15 protein-coding genes are annotated in these 17,907 nt (G+C 66.9%); 8 read left to right on the top strand and 7 right to left on the bottom strand.

The annotated features are described in order from the left end of the window. Positions 1–5: 5 nt before the first annotated feature. The 6 genes from QX010_RS29015 to QX010_RS28990 all read right to left on the bottom strand — a co-directional run bounded on the left by QX010_RS29015 (position 6) and on the right by QX010_RS28990 (position 8,828). On the bottom strand, positions 6–1,307 hold the full coding sequence (locus QX010_RS29015) for a nitrate/sulfonate/bicarbonate ABC transporter ATP-binding protein (RefSeq protein ID WP_316183142.1): 1,302 nt from the start codon (positions 1,305–1,307) through the stop codon (positions 6–8). 14 nt (positions 1,308–1,321) lie between these two features. After that, entirely contained in the window at positions 1,322–3,055 is a 1,734-nt protein-coding gene (locus QX010_RS29010; protein WP_316183162.1) for an ABC transporter permease subunit, read from the bottom strand. Between the two features lie 459 nt (positions 3,056–3,514). Next, on the bottom strand, positions 3,515–4,825 hold the full coding sequence (locus tag QX010_RS29005) for a hemolysin family protein (protein ID WP_315800530.1): 1,311 nt from the start codon (positions 4,823–4,825) through the stop codon (positions 3,515–3,517). A gap of 396 nt (positions 4,826–5,221) precedes the next feature. Continuing rightward, positions 5,222–7,207 carry a carbohydrate porin gene (locus QX010_RS29000; RefSeq protein WP_316183141.1) on the bottom strand — a complete coding sequence of 662 codons (1,986 nt, stop codon included), beginning with the start codon at positions 7,205–7,207 and terminating at the stop codon, positions 5,222–5,224. A 349-nt stretch (positions 7,208–7,556) separates the two neighbouring features. Further along, positions 7,557–7,838, bottom strand: a complete 282-nt coding sequence (locus tag QX010_RS28995) for a hypothetical protein (RefSeq protein WP_315752260.1) — start codon at positions 7,836–7,838, stop codon at positions 7,557–7,559. A 147-nt stretch (positions 7,839–7,985) separates the two neighbouring features. Then, complete coding sequence (locus QX010_RS28990; protein ID WP_410051988.1) at positions 7,986–8,828, bottom strand: creatininase family protein; 843 nt, start codon at positions 8,826–8,828, stop codon at positions 7,986–7,988. Between the two features lie 109 nt (positions 8,829–8,937). On the opposite strand from QX010_RS28990, the gene QX010_RS28985 reads away from it, so the two are divergent. The 7 genes from QX010_RS28985 to QX010_RS28955 all read left to right on the top strand — a co-directional run bounded on the left by QX010_RS28985 (position 8,938) and on the right by QX010_RS28955 (position 15,475). Beyond that, a complete protein-coding gene (locus QX010_RS28985; protein ID WP_315800907.1) occupies positions 8,938–9,927 on the top strand; it encodes an ABC transporter substrate-binding protein in 990 nt (329 codons plus the stop codon). A 25-nt stretch (positions 9,928–9,952) separates the two neighbouring features. Continuing rightward, the gene (locus QX010_RS28980) at positions 9,953–10,750 is read left to right on the top strand and encodes an ABC transporter ATP-binding protein (RefSeq protein WP_316183139.1); all 798 of its coding nucleotides are present in this window, start codon (positions 9,953–9,955) and stop codon (positions 10,748–10,750) included. A gap of 2 nt (positions 10,751–10,752) precedes the next feature. Further along, positions 10,753–11,559, top strand: a complete 807-nt coding sequence (locus QX010_RS28975; protein ID WP_315800527.1) for an ABC transporter permease — start codon at positions 10,753–10,755, stop codon at positions 11,557–11,559. After that, positions 11,559–12,545 carry a 2-hydroxyacid dehydrogenase gene (locus QX010_RS28970; protein WP_315800526.1) on the top strand — a complete coding sequence of 329 codons (987 nt, stop codon included), beginning with the start codon at positions 11,559–11,561 and terminating at the stop codon, positions 12,543–12,545. Before QX010_RS28975 ends, QX010_RS28970 begins: the two co-directional genes overlap by 1 nt. An 86-nt stretch (positions 12,546–12,631) precedes the next feature. Then, positions 12,632–13,228 (top strand): AprI/Inh family metalloprotease inhibitor, encoded by a 597-nt coding sequence (locus QX010_RS28965; protein WP_315800906.1) that lies wholly within the window; start codon positions 12,632–12,634, stop codon positions 13,226–13,228. A gap of 158 nt (positions 13,229–13,386) precedes the next feature. After that, positions 13,387–15,039: a PAS-domain containing protein gene (locus QX010_RS28960; protein WP_316183138.1), complete on the top strand. Its 1,653-nt coding sequence runs from the start codon at positions 13,387–13,389 to the stop codon at positions 15,037–15,039. Between the two features lie 106 nt (positions 15,040–15,145). Beyond that, complete coding sequence (locus QX010_RS28955) at positions 15,146–15,475, top strand: hypothetical protein (RefSeq protein WP_316183137.1); 330 nt, start codon at positions 15,146–15,148, stop codon at positions 15,473–15,475. A 3-nt stretch (positions 15,476–15,478) separates the two neighbouring features. On the opposite strand, the gene QX010_RS28950 is transcribed toward QX010_RS28955, so the two are convergent. Further along, positions 15,479–16,936, bottom strand: coding sequence for a PLP-dependent aminotransferase family protein (locus QX010_RS28950; protein WP_316183136.1), 1,458 nt, complete (start codon positions 16,934–16,936; stop codon positions 15,479–15,481). 103 nt (positions 16,937–17,039) lie between these two features. Between QX010_RS28950 and QX010_RS28945 the strand changes: the two genes are divergently transcribed. Further along, on the top strand, positions 17,040–17,900 hold the full coding sequence (locus QX010_RS28945; RefSeq protein ID WP_316183135.1) for a DMT family transporter: 861 nt from the start codon (positions 17,040–17,042) through the stop codon (positions 17,898–17,900). The last annotated feature ends 7 nt before the right edge of the window (positions 17,901–17,907 follow it).

Here is a 17,907-nt window from a genome sequence, read left to right as displayed (position 1 = left end):
TGGCCTCAATGCGGGTTTTCCAGGCTGAAGGTCTCGGATTGCTCGTCATAGGCAAACAGCTCGGCGTAGCGGCCCCATGATACGATGGTGTGCAGCGTCTCGTCGGCATAGTGCTCGGACATGTAGTCCTCGAGCTCGATGCGGAAGCGCGCGGCCGGCGCGGCGTGCGAGGGGCGGTCGTCGAGCACGCGGCGGATCAGCCCCATCAGCGGCACGTTCTCCATCAGATGCTGCGCGAACAGCTTCTTGCGCTCGTCGGTCTCTTGATGCGCGAACCGCCGTCCGGCCTCGGTCAGGGTCAGATCGCCTTCGCTGAGCTGGGCGAAGCGCAGGAGCTGCAGCGCCTCGGCCAAGGGAAAGATCTCGTCGACCTCGAGCTGCAGATGGCCCGCCAGCACCGGCAGGTCGGCATGCCCATTATAAGGTTCGCCGGCGAGCGTCTCGATCAGGCCCGAGATCGAGTTCGACGACACGTGGCTGAGCACCATGCCGACGCCGGCGCTGGCGGTGCTCGGCAGCTTCGGCTCGGGCCGCTGCGTCATGCGGGCATAGAGACTGTCGACGAGCTGGCGGAACGCCGGATCGAGCCGGTTGCGCGGATGCGGCAGGTCGACCTTGAACTCGGCGGCGACGCGGCCGGGATTGGACGAGAACACCAGGATGCGGTCGCACATCAGCACCGCTTCCTCGATGTTGTGCGTCACCATCAGCACCGACTTGATCGGCAGCCGCCCGTCGGTCCAGAGATCGACGAGGTCGGTACGAAGTGTCTCGGCGGTCAGCACGTCCAGGGCCGAGAACGGCTCGTCCATCAGCAGCAGGTCGGGATGCACCACCAGCGCGCGGGCGAAGCCGACGCGCTGGCGCATGCCGCCGGAGAGCTCCTTTGGAAAAGCGGATTCGAAACCGTCGAGACCGATCAGGTCGATCGCGGCCAGCGCGCGCTTGCGCCGCTCGGCGCTGTCGACACCGAGCGCCTCGAGGCCGAGCTCGACGTTCTGCAGCACGGTCAGCCAGGGAAACAGTGCGAACGACTGGAACACCATGGCGACACCAACGGGCGGGCCGGCGATGATCTCGCCGCGGCAGCGCGCTTCGCCCGAGGATGGCGACACCAGGCCGGCGATGATCCGCAGAAGCGTCGACTTGCCGGAGCCGGAGCGTCCGAGCAGGCCGACGATCTCGCCGGCGCGGATCGTGAGGTCAACCTTCTCCAGCACGACGAGATCCTCGCCGCTGCCCTTGGGAAACAGCCGGCTGACGCTCTTGATCTCGATCAGCGATGAGTCCTTGACCTGGTCGCGCATGACAATTCTCCCGGTCAGCCGAGCCGCAGCCGGCGTTCGCCGAAGGCATAGAGCGGCCGCCACAGCAGCCGGTTGAACAGAGTGACGAGAATGCACATCACGGCAATGCCGAGCACGACGCGCGGAAAGTCGCCGTGCTCGGTGGCCGCAGCGATGTAGGCGCCGAGCCCGCTTGCGGTGAGATGGGTATCACCCCAGCTCGCGACCTCGGCGACGATCGCCGCGTTCCACGACCCGCCGGAGGCGGTAATGGCGCCGGTGATGTAATAGGGGAAGATTCCGGGCAGCACGACCTTGAACCACCAGCGCCAGCCGGTGAGATGCAGGCTCGCGGCGGCCTCGCGCAGGTCGGTCGGGAAGGCGCTGGCCCCGGCGATGACGTTGAACAGGATGTACCACTGCGTGCCCAGGATCATCAGCGGGCTCAACCAGACATTGGCGTCGAGGCGAAAGCGCACGATGAGCACGACGAACACCGGGAAGGCGAGGTTGGCCGGGAAGGCGGCGAGGAATTGCGCCAGCGGCTGGATGCGCTCGGCGAGCTTCGGCCGCAGCCCGATCCAGACGCCGACGGGCACCCACATCAGCGACGCCAGCGCGATCAGCACCGCGACGCGGATCAGCGTGATCAGGCCGTAGCCGATCGCGGTGAGGACGTCGGTGAGCGCCAGCGTCGCCGAGAGATAGAGATAGGTCTTCCAGCCGGCATAGATGCAGCCGAGGATGACCACGGCAAGCCAGAGACCGTCGACCATCTGCGACGGCGGCGCGTGGCGCACGGGGCCGCTCCAGGCTTTCGGCCAGTTGATCCGCAGGTTCGAGAAGGTGCGGTTGAGCGCAGCGAACGGCATCGACAGCGAGCGCAGGGCGCGGGTGCGCCGGAACAGATCGAGCATCCAGGAGGTGGGCGGATTGCCGGAGGCGGTCTGCTCGAAGCGGAATTTGTCGGCCCAGGCCACGATCGGGCGGAACAGCAGCTGGTCATAGGCGGTGATGACGAGCAGCATGGTCAGCAGCGCGGCGCCGATCGCCGCCAGATCCTTCTGCTGAATGGCGAGCGCGACATAGGAGCCGATGCCGGGCAGGGTGACGGTGGTGTTGCCGACCGTGATCGCCTCCGACGCCACGACGAAGAACCAGCCGCCGGACATCGACATCATCGCATTCCAGATCAGGCCGGGCATCGCATAGGGCACGTCGAGCCGCCAGAAGCGCTGCCAGCCGGAGAGGTGGAAGCTGCGCGTCGCCTCCTCCAGGTCCTTCGGCACGTTGCGCATCGATTGGTACATGCTGAAGGTCATGTTCCAGGCCTGGCTGGTGAAGATCGCGAACACGCAGGCGAGCTCGGCGCCCAGCACCTGGCCCGGAAACAGGTTCATGAAGAACACGACGGTGAAGGTCAGGAAGCCGAGGATCGGTACCGACTGCAGGATGTCGAGCAGCGGGATCAGCACGATCTCGGCGCGCCGGCTCTTGGCCGCGAGCGCCGCATAGACGAAGGTGAAGACGAGCGAGCACGCGATGGCGAGCAGCATGCGCAAGGTGGTGCGCAGCGCGTAGAGCGGCAGGTTGGACGGATCGAGCGAGACAGGGGCGGTGTCGAGCGCGGACAAGGGCTGGGTGGTCTGCTCGCCGCCATAGACGATCAGCACCATCGCGCCGACCACGATGATCAGCGCGACGACGTCCCAGATATTGGGGCGCACGGTTTCGCGCAGCACGGTCGTCCTGATGTCCCGGAGCAGCATCGGCATGTCTCGTCTGGTCGGCCGCAACCATCGGCGGAGGCTGCGGACGTGGCCGTGTCGTGGCTTGAGGGCTGGTCGGCCGGACAGTGCCGGCCGAATCCGCACCCTAAGTGCCCTGTGTGATGGTTTGATATCAAGCGGAGCGGTCGGGATCCGGCCTCTCGGTCCGGCCTATCAAAGGATACGCAGGCAGCCTCTTCACGTTCCCGCGACGAGGCTAGTCGAACGCAGATGCGGCTTGGCTTGGGGCTCCATCGGTACGGAGACGCCGGGTCACATCTGTCGCGCCGACGACGGTCAGCGCCTCCCCCGCTTGCGGGGGAGGTCGCATCGCATCGTCAGGTGCGATGCGGGTAGGGAATGCTCCGGGAGCGACTGCCGCTGTGGCGCCCCCACCCCAACCCTCCCCCGCAAGCGGGAGAGGGAGCGCACTGGTCGGGCCGCAGCAGTGGGGCTCAATCACCCCACGTTCGGCTCGCCGCCGTCCGGCGCGAGCCTCGTCGCCAGGATCTTGTCGATGCGGCGGCCGTCGAGGTCGATGATCTCGAAGCGCCAGCCTTGCAGCTCGAAGCTCTGGCCGACCTCGGGCACGCTGCCGAAGTGCTGCAGCACGAGGCCTGCGACGGTGTGATAGCCGCGATGCGGCGGCACCTCGATCGCCAGCACGTCGGCGAACTCGTCGAGTTGCATCCAGCCGGAGACCAGCAGCGAGCCGTCGTCACGGCGGACGCAGGCCGGCTCGGGCGGGCCCTCCTCGGAGGAGAACGCGCCAACGATCGACTCCAGGATATCCGCCGCGGTCACCACGCCTTCGAACGCGCCGTATTCGTCGTGCACCAGCCCCATATGCACGGGCGCCACCTTCAGGATGGCGATCACGTCGCGCGCATCGACGGTGGACGGAATGATCGGCACCTCGCGCACCAGGCTGCGCAGGTCCGGCGTCTCATCGCGCAGATACGCCGCCAGCAGGTCCTTGGCCTGCAGCACGCCGATCGGACGGTCGCGCTCGCCGTCCGACACCGGCAGGCGCGAATGCGGGCTCTTGGCGAGCAGTTCGCGAATGGCCTTGGGGTCGTCGTTGAGGTCGACGACGTCGACCTCGGGCCGCGGCGTCATGATGGCGCCGACCGGACGGTCGCCGAGCCGCATCACGCCGGCGATCATCTCCTTCTCGCCTGGCTCGAGCACGCCGGCGGTCTCGGCCTCGCGCACCAGATGATGGATCTCTTCCTCCGACACTTTCTCCTCGGCCTCGCCGGAGCGGCCGAGCAGCGTCAGGATCAGCTTGCCGGAAAGGTCGAGCAGCACCACCAGCGGCAGCGACACCTTGGCGAGCAACTGCATGGCCGGCGCGACGCGGACGGCGATCGCCTCGGGATCACGCAGCGCGAGCTGTTTCGGCACCAACTCGCCGACGATCAGCGTGGCATAGGTGATAATGGTGACGACGAGGCCGACGCCGACGATGTCGGCGACGGAAGCCGACAGGCCGAGCTCCAGCAGCGACTGCGTCAGGCGCTGGCCGAGCGTGGCGCCGGAGAATGCGCCGGAGAGCACCCCGACCAGGGTGATGCCGATTTGCACCGTCGAGAGGAACCGGCCGGGATCGGACGCCAGCGCGAGCGCCCGACGGGCGCCGGAAACGCCCTTTTCCGCCAGCAGCGCCAGCCGCGCGGGACGCGACGACACGATCGCGAGTTCGGACATGGATAACAGTCCGTTGACGACGATGAGGACGACGATGATGGCGAGTTCGACGGAGAGCATTTCGACCTTGTCTGGCGCCCGGAGGGGCAGGATGGGGACAGGTCCTAGCATATGGGGACGGCAAGCGCCCAATGCCGGTGTGCGGAGGTGGCGTGCATGGGAGGGCTGAAAGTGGGAGGCTGGTTCGCTTGAGGCACGGGCAGCTCCTGAACCTCCGGTGTGGTCCCGGCGAACGCCGGGACCCATACCGCGCGATCTATCGAAGGCACTCGGAACGGCGACGAATTGCCGCCACCACGGGCGCTGACGATCAGGCAGGACAACTGCCAGCGAGGTCCCTCGATGGCGTCCGCGGTATGGGTCCCGGCGTTCGCCGGGACGACACCTTTTGTGGAGCGCCAGTTTCGGCTCTCACTGGCGTCAGGCCGCAGGGCGCAACGCCTGCGCGACCGCTCCTCAGAAATCCCCGTGCAAGCGCCCCGAGAAGATCGACACCGGGCCGCGGTCGGCGTTGTAGGCGGGGTTGTTGACGAACTGGTAGTCGGCGGTGAAGGTCAGGTATTTGTTGATGGAATAGGCGTAGTAGGCCTCGATGATGCTCTCGCGCCGGTAGTTCAGCGCGCCGTCGCCGATCAAGGGGCCGAGGCCGCCGGCGGCGAGGAAGGCGCGGTGGTCGCGCGACAGGCCGTTGGTCACGCCGGCGAGGCCGATCGTGTCGTCGGGACGGCCCCAGCGGGTGCCCTTGATCGAGGTGCCCAGCGACAGGCTGTTGTCGATGTCGGTGAACGCCATGATCTCGGTCTTGCCGTCGTTCCAGCTCCAGCGCCCGAACAGGCCGACATCGTCCGTCACCGCCTGGTCGAAGCTGACGACATAGCCGTATTTGCTGCGGCCGCGACGGGTCTGGGTAATGTCGGCGTTGAGCGCGGGATTGTCGAGCGTCTCGCGGTAGCTGCCGGAGAAGGTATTGTTGAAGAAGCCGATGGTGCGCAGATGGCCGGGCTGCGAGAACAGTTGATAGCGCGTCTCCAGCTCGACGACGTAGCTGCCGCGCTTGAACACCTTCATGTCGAAATTGTTCGAGTTCGAGGTCGCGTCGACCAGAAAATAACCGGCGCGCAGCGCCCAGCTCTTCTGGTTGAGCTCGGCTGTCGCGCCGTAGGTCAGGCCGAGCTTGTCGGCGGCGTAGTCGAAGGCGCCGGGCGCCCACACCGACCAGTTCATGAAGTCCTTGCGCGCGTCCTTGGCGTAGGCATTGCCATCGAACACGTCGAGCACGGGGAATTTGCCGACCTGCACGGTGAGCCGCGAGACGTCCTGCTTGCCCGATAGCTGCAACTGGCCGCTGCCGAGCAGCTCCTGCTCGCCGCCGAAGCCGAAGGTCTGGCGCAGGAACAGGCGCGAGGTGTTGTAATGCGGATAGGGGAAGTCGGACTTCTGCGCTTCGCCATTCGAGAAGCCGCCAAGGCCGACGGTGTTGCTGAGGCCGAAGCCCTGCAGCAGCTCGGGATTGTAATAGACCTCGCCGCCATCCCACAGCCGCGCGTTGATGTACAGGCTATTGCTCCAGGTCTCCTGGAACTGGCGCGCGGGCGTCAGGCTGTTGGCGCCGGTGTAGGCGGCGCGGAACGCCGGATAGCCCTGGCCGATCACGGTCGCCTGGCCGTGGATCTCCCAGCGGTCGGATTCGGGATCGGACGGATCGCTCTTGAGCTTCAGATCGGGACCGCCGGCGAAGTCCAGCTTGCGGTTGAGCCCAACCCGCAGGGTCTGGAATTCGAGCGCGGAATTGTAGCTGGCACCGTTGGAGAAGCGGACGCCGGCGTTCTCGAAATGGCTGTAGAGATATTCGAGGCGCCAGCTCCAATGCGGCGCAAAGCTGCGCTCGATGCCGGCGCCGGCGGCCCAGCCGAGCCGCGTCGTCAGCAGCTTCTCGGTGTCGCCGGCCGCAGTGGTGTTGATGAAGCGGCCGCCGGTCCAGGCCAGGCCGCCGGTGGCATAGACCAGCCAGTCGCCCCTGACGTAGCCGACCCGGCCGCGGGCGGTGGCGACATAGTCCCACAGCTCGGAGACGTTCGAGCCGGGTGTGCCCAGCATCGCGACGGTGTGGTTGGAGGTGAGATAGTTCGGAAAGCTGAAATCGCCCTCGAGCCCGAGCAGCAGGCCGGAGCGGGTGACCCAGTTGTAGCCGGCCTGCGCGCCACCGGTGAGGCCGCTGAACGGGCTGCCGGCGCTGGCCGTCCCGCTCGGGTCGGTCAGGGTCGCCCGGGCATGGTCACGGGTATAGCCGGCATGGACGCCGACATAGAGGCCGGTCCAGTCGAACACCGTCTGTGCCATCCGGGCCTTGACCGGCAGGTCGGCGGCAGCAGCGGGGGCGGCGAGCGCGGCGATCATGGCGGCGGTCGCGATCGTCTCCCGGGTGCAGTTCGAACGGATCATGGCAGCAGATTCCCAAGGCGAGGCACACGACGACACCGGCAACGTCACACCTGATTGCCCGCGCACAGTCACGAGAAGATTACGGAGTAGATGATGTTCGATCGGAAGTGTGGATGAGCTGCGGCGATTTAGGGATGATTTATATTGCGATTAATTCGCAACAGCAAGCGCAGGGCTGGTTCATTCGGTTTCTGATTGCGGGTGTGGCGCCTGCGCAACAAAAAACCCGCCCGGGGCGGCCGGGCGGGTTGTCGAGATCGCGGATCGGGGCAGGTGGAAGCCCGGCCGTGGCGGATGGGGCGAGGCGGGCCTTGGCCGTGATTGGGCGGGGCGAGGCGAGCGCCCAGCATCAATAGCCGCAGGCCCTGACGCGGCCGACATACTGGCCGTAGACGTTGTACTGCGGCACCCAGCGGCAGTACCGATAGCCACCGCCGTAATAGTAGCCGTCGTTGCTGGCGGCGATGGCGCTGCCGACGACGGCGGCTCCGACGAGGCCGGCACCGACGCCCCAGCCCCAGTGATGATGGTGGAAGCCGTTGGCCGCAGCGGGCGTCGACGTCGCCGCGATGCTGCCGGTGACGGCGAGCGCGGTCAGTGCGAGGGCGGCAATCTTGGTCTTGATCGACATGGTCGAAGGCTCCTGTTTGCTATTGGGGCGGCCGGCGTCGGCCGCTTGCCAAATTGGACGGAGCCTTTTCGAAACCGGTTCGAATCGCCGGATGAGGTGCCCGGCGCCCTGAAAATTCGTTCGTTGATACAGGGGCTTGGCCTCGGTTCAGCAGCCCGGCAACGGGCCGCGGCGAAGCGTGTTCACGTCGAAGTTATCGACGTCCTCCAGCAGCGCGCAGAACGCCCGCGCGCCGTGGTCCAGCACGCGCTCGCCCTTCTCCGCCGACGCCTGCGTGGCATCGCCGACCGCACCGCTCGCATTCAGGTCCTGCGTCTGCCAGGCCATCGGCGCCGGCCGCTGCGTCGAGAGCACCTTGCAGGTGGTTTCCATTTCAGCGCCGCGCGAGGGGAAAGCGGCGATGGCATCGCTGCGCACCAGCGTGGGATGGCAGGCCAGCATGATCGAGGTCTCGACGGCGCCGCCGTGGATGCCGTGCCGCAGCTCATCGGCCGAGAACAACCCATCGGGCGCACCGAAGCGCGACCATGACGTCGTCACCACCAGCATGCGGTGATCAGCGCGCAGATCCTGCGCGACCAGGGTCATCGCAGCGCTGTTGCCGCCATGGCTGGTGACGATCACGAGCTTCCTGAGTCCAGCGCGCGCGACGCTGTCGCCGAGAGCACGCCAGCTCCGCAGCGCGACCTCCGTCGGCACGGTCAGCGTGCCCGGATAGTCGATATGCTCGGTCGAGATCCCCACGGGCTGCACCGGCAGCACCGTCACCGGCAGCGCCGGCGGCAGCAGCGCGCGGACGCGCGCGAGATAAGCCTCGGCAATGTAGACGTCAGTGCCGAGAGGCAGGTGCGGCCCATGCTGCTCGGTGGCGGCGAGCGGCAGCACCGCGATCCAGCGCGCGGTCTCGGGCGTTCCCGAGTCGGGCGCTCCAAAATCCGGCCAGTGCAGCTCGGTCCAGTCGCGGGGCGGCACGGTCATCGCGCGGGCCATTTCCTTCGTCCGTCGGGCAGGGTAGTTATCACCGATTGATCTTAGCATGTTCAGCCAGAAAGAACCGGGGAGACCAGACATGGCGCAGGCGCTTCTGTCGCGAACGTTAATGGCGGCATCGCTGGTCGTAGCCGGACTGATCTCGGCGGCTCAGGCCCAGATGCTGGACAAGGTCTCGTTCGGCACCAACTGGGTTGCCGAGGCCGAGCATGGCGGCTTCTTCCAGGCGGTCGCCGACGGCACCTACAAGCGCTACGGACTGGACGTGACGATCGTGCCGGGCGGTCCGAACGAGAACAACCGCATGCTGCTGATCTCCGGCAAGATCGAGTTCTTCATGGCCGCAAATACGCTGATGTCGTTCGACGCCGTCGCCAACAACGTGCCGGTGGTGTCGATCGCGGCGATGTTCCAGAAGGATCCGCAGGTGTTCCTGACCCATCCGGAGTCCAGGATCACCAAGCTCGAGGAGCTGAAGCCGCTGACCCTGTTCGTCTCCAAGGAAGGCATCTCCAGCTACTATCAATGGCTGAAATCGGAATACGGCTTCTCCGAGAAGAATGTCCGCCCCTACACGTTCAATCCGCAGCCCTTCATCGCTACGCCGCAGAGCGCAATGCAGGGGTATGTCACGTCGGAGCCGTTCGCGGTCGAGCGCGCCGCCGGCTTCAAGCCCGGCGTGATCCTGCTCGCGGACAACGGCTTCAACACCTATTCGACCCTGATCGAGACGCGGCGCGACCTCATCGAGAGCAAGCCGGACCTGGTGCAGCGTTTCGTCGATGCTTCGATCATCGGCTGGTACAATTACATCTACGGCGACAATTCCGCGGGCAACGCGCTGATCAAGAAGATGAACCCGGAGATGACCGATGATCTCCTTGCCTATTCGGTCGCCAAGATGAAGGAGTACGGCATCGTCGATTCCGGCGACAGCGTGGAGAAGGGCATCGGCGCCATGACGGACGAGCGCGTCGCCAGCTTCTTCGACAAGATGGTGCGGGCCGGCGTCGTCAAGTCGACGATCGACTATCGCAAGTCGTATACGCTGCGTTTCGTCAACAAGGGCGTCGGCATCGATCTCCGGCCGAAGAAGTAGGACGCTCGAGCGGCGCTTTCAGCAAATGAGCTCACCCCCTTCGTCCGAGCGCGCCGTTGCGACCGCGGTATGCCTGCGCGGCGTCACCAAGGTGTACGAGTCCGGCGTCGCCGCGCTGGGGCCGATCGATCTGACCATCGCCAAAGGCGAATTCGTCTCGCTGCTCGGCCCCTCCGGCTGTGGCAAGTCGACGGCGCTGCGCCTGATTGCGGGTCTGGTGGCGCCAAGCGCCGGGACGGTGGATGTCGCCGCCTCGTCAGAGGCGCATCCCGGCGATCGCGTCGGCTTCGTGTTCCAGGAGCCGACCCTGATGCCCTGGACCAGCGTGCGCGACAATGTCGGCCTGCCGTTGAAGCTTGCGCGGGTGCCGGCGAGCCAGGCGCGTCCAAGGATCGATGCGGCGCTCGAGCAGGTCGGTCTCGCTGATTTTGCCGACGCCTTTCCGCGCGAACTATCCGGCGGCATGAAGATGCGCGCCTCGCTGGCGCGCGCGCTCGTCACGCACCCCGGCATCCTGCTGATGGACGAGCCGTTCGCTGCCCTCGACGAGATCACGCGCTTCCGCCTCAACAATGATCTGCTGGAGCTGTGGCGCAGGCTGAACATGACGGTCGTGTTCGTCACCCATTCGGTGTTCGAGTCGGTCTATCTGTCGCAGCGCGTGCTGGTGATGACGGCGCGACCCGGCCGGCTCAGTGCCGAGATCAGGATCGACGCTGACCAGCGCGATGATGCGTTCCGTGCCTCGCCGGCTTATGCCGATGATTGCCGCCGGGTCTCTGGCGCGCTCGCACCGGCCTATACCGGAGTGCATGCGCTGTGAGCATGCAGGGTCGAGAATCGTCCCTCTCGGGCGCGCGGCTTGCGAGCCTCGCCTTTCCCGCGATCGTGTTCGTCGCTGCGATGACGGCGTGGGAGCTGGTTGTGCGCCTCAACGGCATCCAGCCCTATGTGTTGCCCGGGCCGCTGCTGGTGCTGAAGACGCTTGTCGCCGATTGGGACATTCTCGCGCAATCGCTGCTGACGACCCTGATCACGACATTCGAAGGTTTCATCGCCGCAGCGCTCGGCGGCATCGCGCTGGCGCTGTTGTTCAACCAGTCGAAATGGCTGGAATGGGCGTTGTTTCCCTATGCCGTCGTGCTGCAGGTGACACCGGTCATCGCGATTGCGCCGATGCTCCTGATCTATCTGCCGCAGCAGACGGCGGTCGTCGTGTGCGCCTGGATCGTCGGCTTCTTCCCGGTGCTGTCCAACACCGCGCTCGGCCTCAACTCGGTCGATCGCAATCTCGCCGGGCTGTTCCAGCTCTATGGCGCCTCGCGCTGGCAGACCTTGCGCTATCTGAAGCTGCCGGCGGCGCTGCCTTACATTCTCGGCGGCCTGCGCATCGCCGGCGGCCTGTCGCTGATCGGCGCGGTCGTCGCCGAGATCGCGGCGGGCAGCGCTGGTGCCGGATCCGGTCTCGCCTATCGCATCGCGGAATCCGGCTATCGTCTCAACATACCCCGCATGTTCGCAGCGCTGGTGCTGCTGTCGGTCGCCGGGATTGTCATTTATGGCTTGCTGGCGCTAGTTTCGCACCTCGTTTTACGGCGCTGGCATGAGAGCGCGCTTGGAAAGGACAACTGATGGCGGCGACTTCGTCTGACAAGATCGATGTTCTGGTCTATGGGCCGCTGCGGCCGATCCTGGAAAAAGGATTCCCGGACAGCTTCAACGTGCACCATGCGACGACGCAGGCCGATCTCGAAGCGCTGCCGGCGGACGTGAAGGGCCGGATCCGCGGCATCGCCGTGACCTTCCACACCGTGAAGACCGACGCCGCCGTGATGGCGATGCTGCCGAAGCTCGAGATGATCGCAAGCTTCGGCGTCGGCTACGACCACATCGCAGCCGCGCACGCCGGACAGCACGGCATCATCGTCACCAACACACCGGACGTGCTGACCGAGGAGGTCGCCGACGTGGCGCTCGGGCTCCTGATCGCGACGTGCCGCGAATTCATCAAGGCCGATCGCTTCGTTCGTTCGGGGGAGTGGAGCGAGAAGCCCTATCCGCTCAGCGTCGGCTCGCTGCGCGACCGCACCGTTGGCATGGTCGGCATGGGCCGCATCGGCCAGGCGATCGCGCGCCGGCTCGAAGCGTCGCTCGTCCCCGTCGTCTATCACTCGCGCAACCCGGCGGCGGGCGTCGCCAACAAACACTATCCCGACCTGCTCGCGATGGCCAAGGACGTCGACACGCTGGTCGTCATCGTGCCTGGCGGTGCCGGCACCAACAAAATCGTCAACGCCGAGGTGCTGAAGGCGCTCGGACCGCGCGGCGTCGTCGTCAACGTCGCCCGCGGCTCGGTCATCGACGAGCAGGCTCTGGTCGAAGCGCTGAAGTCCGGCACGATTCTCGCCGCCGGCCTCGACGTGTTCGAGAAGGAGCCGGCGGTGCCGGACGCGCTCAAGGCGATGGACAATGTCGTGCTGCTGCCACACATCGGCTCGGCTGCCATCGTAACCCGCAACGCAATGGATCAGCTGGTGGTCGACAACCTCAAGGTCTGGTTTGCCGGCAAGCCGCCGCTGACGCCCGTTCCGGAAACGCCGGTGAAAGGTCGCCGATGAAACGTCTGCTCCCATTGCTGATCGCGCTGCTGTCGGTGGCGGGCGTCCCTGTCGTCGCACAAGACGCCGCCAGCCTGAAGAAGGCGATGATCGGGCAGTGGGAGCTCGCGACCACCGAGCGCAGCAAGACCTGCGTCGTGACCCTGAAGCCGGACGTCGCGCCGCGCGGGCAGAAGCTCGAGCTGGAGCCGAGCTGCGCCACGGCGCTGCCCTTCACCAAGGACATCGCCGGCTGGAACGTGAAGGGCCTCGACATCGTCAGCCTCCAGGCCGCCAATGGCGAGGCGGTGATCGATTTCACCGAGGTCGAGGCCGGCATCTTCGAAGGCCTGCGTCAGGGCGAGGGCGTCTACATCCTGCAGAACCTGGCGGCGGCGCGGTCGCTGGCGAAATCCATGGACCAGATGATCGGCGACTGGGCCATGGTCCGCGGCAACGGCGCCACGATCTGCAGCCTGGTGCTGACCAACAACGACGCCGGCAATGATAATTTCCAGGTGTTCGTGAAGCCGAAATGCGATCCCGCCGTCGCGGCGTTCGCACCGAGCCAATGGCGGCTCGAGCATGGCCAGATGATGCTGATGTCGGACCGTGGCGAGACCTGGCGGTTCGAAGCGGACGACAATGCGCAGTGGCGGCTCGTGCCCGACAGCGCCAATCCGCTGATCATGCTCAGGCAGTAGACGACACGCGCGCTGCTGAGCGTCCCTGCCCCGCGGCAGTCAGGCCTCGTCCGGCATCGGACTTGGTTAACGATTGGTTGCGTGCCTGTTCCACCAATCGGAACTTGTTGTTTACGCATCTTGCGTCTGATGGTTGCGCTTCATCGAGGGAGCCCGCCATGCGTGAGCTATTGCGCCGGTTCAACAGGTCGCTGCCGTCGTTCAGCCTGAACGACAAGATCTCGGCGGCTGCGGCCGCATTCGCCGTCCTGGTGATGCTGTCCACTTTGGGCGCGCTGTCGGCGCTGCGCGAGCAGCGCCTGTTCTATGACCGACTCGAAGCGCTTGCCGCGGCGTCCCGCAACACCGAGCGGACCAACGCGCTGATCTACGCGGTCGTGATGGAATCGCGCGGCATCTACATGTCGGCGGACCGCACCGTCGCGCGGCGCTATGCCGATGCGCAGCTCGTGAAGCTGGCGCAGCTGAGCAAGGTGGTGGAGGAGTGGGAAGCCCAGGTCGCCGACGGTGACGCCGCGCTGTTCGCCCCATTCAAGAAGCGGATCGAACAATTCGTCGCATTCCGCACCGAGATGGCGCGGCAGACGATTTCGGTCGGATCGTCCGCGGCGCGCGAGCTCGGCGACAATGACGAGAATCGCGCGGTGCGCACCGCGCTCAACGAGGACCTCGAGAAATTGTCGCGGCTCTATGCCGACCGCACCCGCGAGCTCGGCGAGACGGCCGATGCGCGCGGCATGGCCGCGTTCTATCTGGGGGCGCTCGGAGCGGTGATCATCACGCTGATCGCGGCCGCGGCGCTGGCGCTGCGCTGGGGCGTGCTGATGCCGCTGCTCGACATCGCCCGCGTCACCGACCGCATCGCCGCCGGCCGCATCAAGCTCAAGATTCCGCACGCGCGGCGCCATGACGAGATCGGACGGGTCGCGCAGGCCGTCGCGACCTATCAGGACGGTGCATTCCGCCTGCATGAGCTCGAGCAGCACGAGGTCGAGATCGAGCGCCAGTACACCGACATCCTGCGCCAGCACGAGCAGCTCGAGCAGGGCGCGATCAGCAGCCAGCAGCGGCTCGATGCGGCGGTCGCCAACATGCCCCAGGGCCTGATCATGCTCGACAGCTTCGGCTACGTGCTGATGGTCAACGACCAGTTCCGCAGGCTGTACAACGTTCCAGCTTCGATCGCAAAACCCGGTGCACATGTGCGCGAGATCCTCGCGCATCGCGCCAAGGTCGGTCTGCTGCGGGAGAAGCCGTCGGAATATCTCGCCGCGCTCCGCGAGCGCATGAAGGAGCGCCGGGCCGAGATCTTCGAGGTCGAGCTCGCCGACGGCCGCATCATCCGCATCTCGGAACGCCCTGTGGATGGCGGCGGCTGGATCGCCACGCACGAGGACTTCACCGCGCAGCGCCGGGCCGAGCGCAAGCTCGCGCGCGCCGAATACTTCCTCGCCGCACTGCTCGAGAACATCCCGCAGGCGGTGCTGGCCAAGGAGGCGCAGTCGCTGCGTTACATGTTCGTCAATCGCGCCGCCGAGCGTCTGTTCGGCGTGCCACGCACGGACATCATCGGCCGCACGCCGGCCGAGCTGTTCTCCCCGCCGACCGGCGCGATCCTCGAGGAAGCCGCCCGCGAACAGCTCGCAGGGCGCGGCGACGATGAGCCGCGAGCCCATAGCATTCTCACGCCCGGAAACGGTCCGCGCGACATCGTCGTGCGCCGGCTGCCAGTCTCGATCGGTGAGGGCGAGCCGAAATATCTGCTCAGCATCATCGAGGACCGCACGCAGGATCAGCGCGCGGCAGCATGATGCGTCACTGGCAACGTCCGGGATTCCCCCGCCTTGACGTCGCCTTGATCTGCATCAAGAACGGCCTCGCCGGGTGGAATAGCGTGCCCGAAACGGAGACCTGTTCATGATCCGACGTCTGGGGATTCCTTTCGCCACCCGCCTTGGCGCTGCCGCGCTGCTCATGCTTTCGGTCGCAGCGCCGCTGCATCAGGCTGCCGCGCAGGACGCGCTGGGTGGCGCCATCCTCGGCGGCGCCGGCGGCGCGATTCTGGGCGGCGCGATCGGCGGCGGCCGTGGTGCTGCGATCGGCGCGGTGATCGGGGCCGGCACCGGAGCTGCCATCGCGGCCGACGGCGAGCGCCGTCGTGGCGGTTATTATTCCTATCGCAACGGCTGCTATCTGCAACGCGGCGACGGCTCCTGGGTTCGCGCGCATCCGCGCTACTGCTACTAAGCCTTATCCGTCGGCCGAATTGGCCGCTTGGCCGCGCGATGAACGCGCGGCCGGCGACTTGGTTGCGCGCTCCAGCACCTGGATGACGCGCGGATCCTCGCAATGCGCGACGTTGAAGCGCATCATCGTCGCGGCGGATTGCGCCGCGCTGAAGACGTCGCCGGGCGCGAGCACCACGTGCTCCTCGAGCGCGGCCTGGGCCACCTCGATCGCCGTACAGCCGTCCGGCAACCTGCACCACAGATGAAAGCCGCCGCGTGGCATCAGCCATGGGGCGATACCGATGCGCTGCAGCCGTGCCGCCACCCGCGGCCGCGCTCGCGCAAGCCGTGCCCGCAGGTCCTCGACGTGCTTGCGGTAGCTGCCGCTGGTCAGCACCTGGGTCAACGTCTCCGCGGCGAATTGTCCGGGACCGCCGAAGCCGGTCGCGATCTGCAGGTCGATCAGCGGCTCGATCCAGTCCGCGCGCGCCGCGATGTAGCCGCAGCGCACCGAGGCCGACAGTGTCTTGGAGAAGCTGCCGACCAGGATCACCCGCGCAAGCCCGTCGAGCGCGGCGAGCCGCGGCGACGGCGCGGGTTCGAAATCGCCGTAGATGTCGTCCTCGACGATGATCGTGTCATGCGCTGACGCGGCGTTGAGCAGCCGGTGCGCCGTCTGCAGCGACAGCGTCGCCCCGGTCGGATTGTGCAGACCGGAATTGGTGATGTAGAGCCTCGGGCGCTCGGCCGCGAGCACTGCCTCGAACCGGGCGATGTCGGGTCCGCCCGGCGTCATCGGCACGCTGACGATCCGCGCCTGATGCGCGCGCAGCAGGGCGAGGAAGTTGAAGTAGCAGGGATCGTCGACCAGCACGGCGTCGCCGGGACGCAGCAGCATGCGGCAGATCAGGTCGATCGCCTGCGTACCGGACGAGGTCAGCACCAACTGCTCGCTGAACGCGTCGATGCCGATAGCGGCAAGGCGGCCCTGCAGCAACCGCCGTAGCGCCGCCGATCCGCGTGCAGCGCCGTAGTCGCTCAGCACCCGCCCGCCGCCGCGCGCCAGCGCGCGGACCGCGCGCCGCAGCGCGTCCTGCGGCATCCACTCGGCCGGCAGCCAGCCGCAGCCGGGCGTCAGCGTTCCCGGCCCGGCGTCGAGCGACTGCCGCGACACCCAAAACGGGTCGACCGCGCGCGGACGGCGCGGCTCGCGATCGCCGAGGGCCAGCGGCGGCAGCGCCGTATCGGCGACATAGAAGCCGGAGCCGCGCCGGGCGCGGATCACGCCTTCCGCGGCAAGTCGGTCATAGGCCTCGACGACGGTGGCTGGCGAGACCCCCATCGCCGCGGCGAAGGCGCGGATCGAGGGCAGACGCTGGCCGGCGCTGAGCGCGCGCGTCGCCAAGCGCTGCCGGATCGCATCGACCACGGCGATGGTCCGCGTGCCGCCCCGGCGGAAATCGCGCGTCACTTCTCCCAAGTGTGTCGCCCTTTGCACCAATACAGATTGTGGAAATTGTATCGGTCTGTCGCTGCCGCAACAAGCCTGGTCGGGCTATGGGATCTGCGAGGAGGAGCCGTGCATGAAGGGATCGATCGAAGGCTGGGGGAGCGGCATCGTCGGCATGACGATCTTCAGCGGCTCGCTGCCGGCGACGCGGGCGGCACTGGAGGGTTTTTCGCCGCTGTTCCTGACGGGCGCACGCGCGACGCTCGCGGCCGTGCTGGCCGCGCTTTGTCTCATGCTGCTGCGTCAGCCGCTCCCCGGCCGGCGCGATCTGGTGTCGCTGGCAGTCGTGTCGCTCGGTGTCGTCATCGGTTTTCCGCTGCTCACCGCTCTGGCGCTCCAGCACATCACCTCGGCCCACGCGATCGTGTTCGTCGGTCTGCTGCCGCTGTCGACCGCCTTGTTCGGCGTGCTGCGCGGCGGCGAGCGGCCGCGGCCTTTGTTCTGGCTGTTCGCTGCGCTCGGGGCTGCGGCGGTCTCGGGCTTCGCCCTGTCGCAGGATGGCGTCGCGTCGCCGATCGGCGATCTCGCGATGATCGCCGCGATCATCGTCTGCGGCCTGGGCTATGCCGAGGGCGCCATGCTCACGCGCAGGCTCGGCGGCTGGCAGGTGATCTCGTGGGCGCTGCTGTTGTCCGCGCCGCTGATGCTGCTGATGGCGGTGCTGACGCTGCCCGCCGCATCCCGTGACATCACGGCCGCGGCGTGGCTGGGCCTCGCCTATGTCTCCGTCTTCAGCATGTTCGTCGGCTTCGCCTTCTGGTACCGCGGGCTCGCCCGTGGCGGCACTGCGACGGTGGGCCAACTGCAACTGCTGCAGCCCTTCCTTGGCCTCGGTTTCGCGAGCCTGCTGCTGCATGAGCCGGTGTCGGCAACGATGATTGCCGCAGCCGGAATCGTCGTCGTCTGCGTGGCGATGGCGCGCCGCTGGGCGTAAGCCGTCG

This window comes from Bradyrhizobium sp. SZCCHNRI1009, assembly GCF_032487575.1.
Taxonomy (GTDB): Bacteria; Pseudomonadota; Alphaproteobacteria; order Rhizobiales; family Xanthobacteraceae; genus Bradyrhizobium.
Note: the sequence above shows the minus strand (reverse complement) of the source record. Positions and strands in the feature narration are given on the sequence as shown.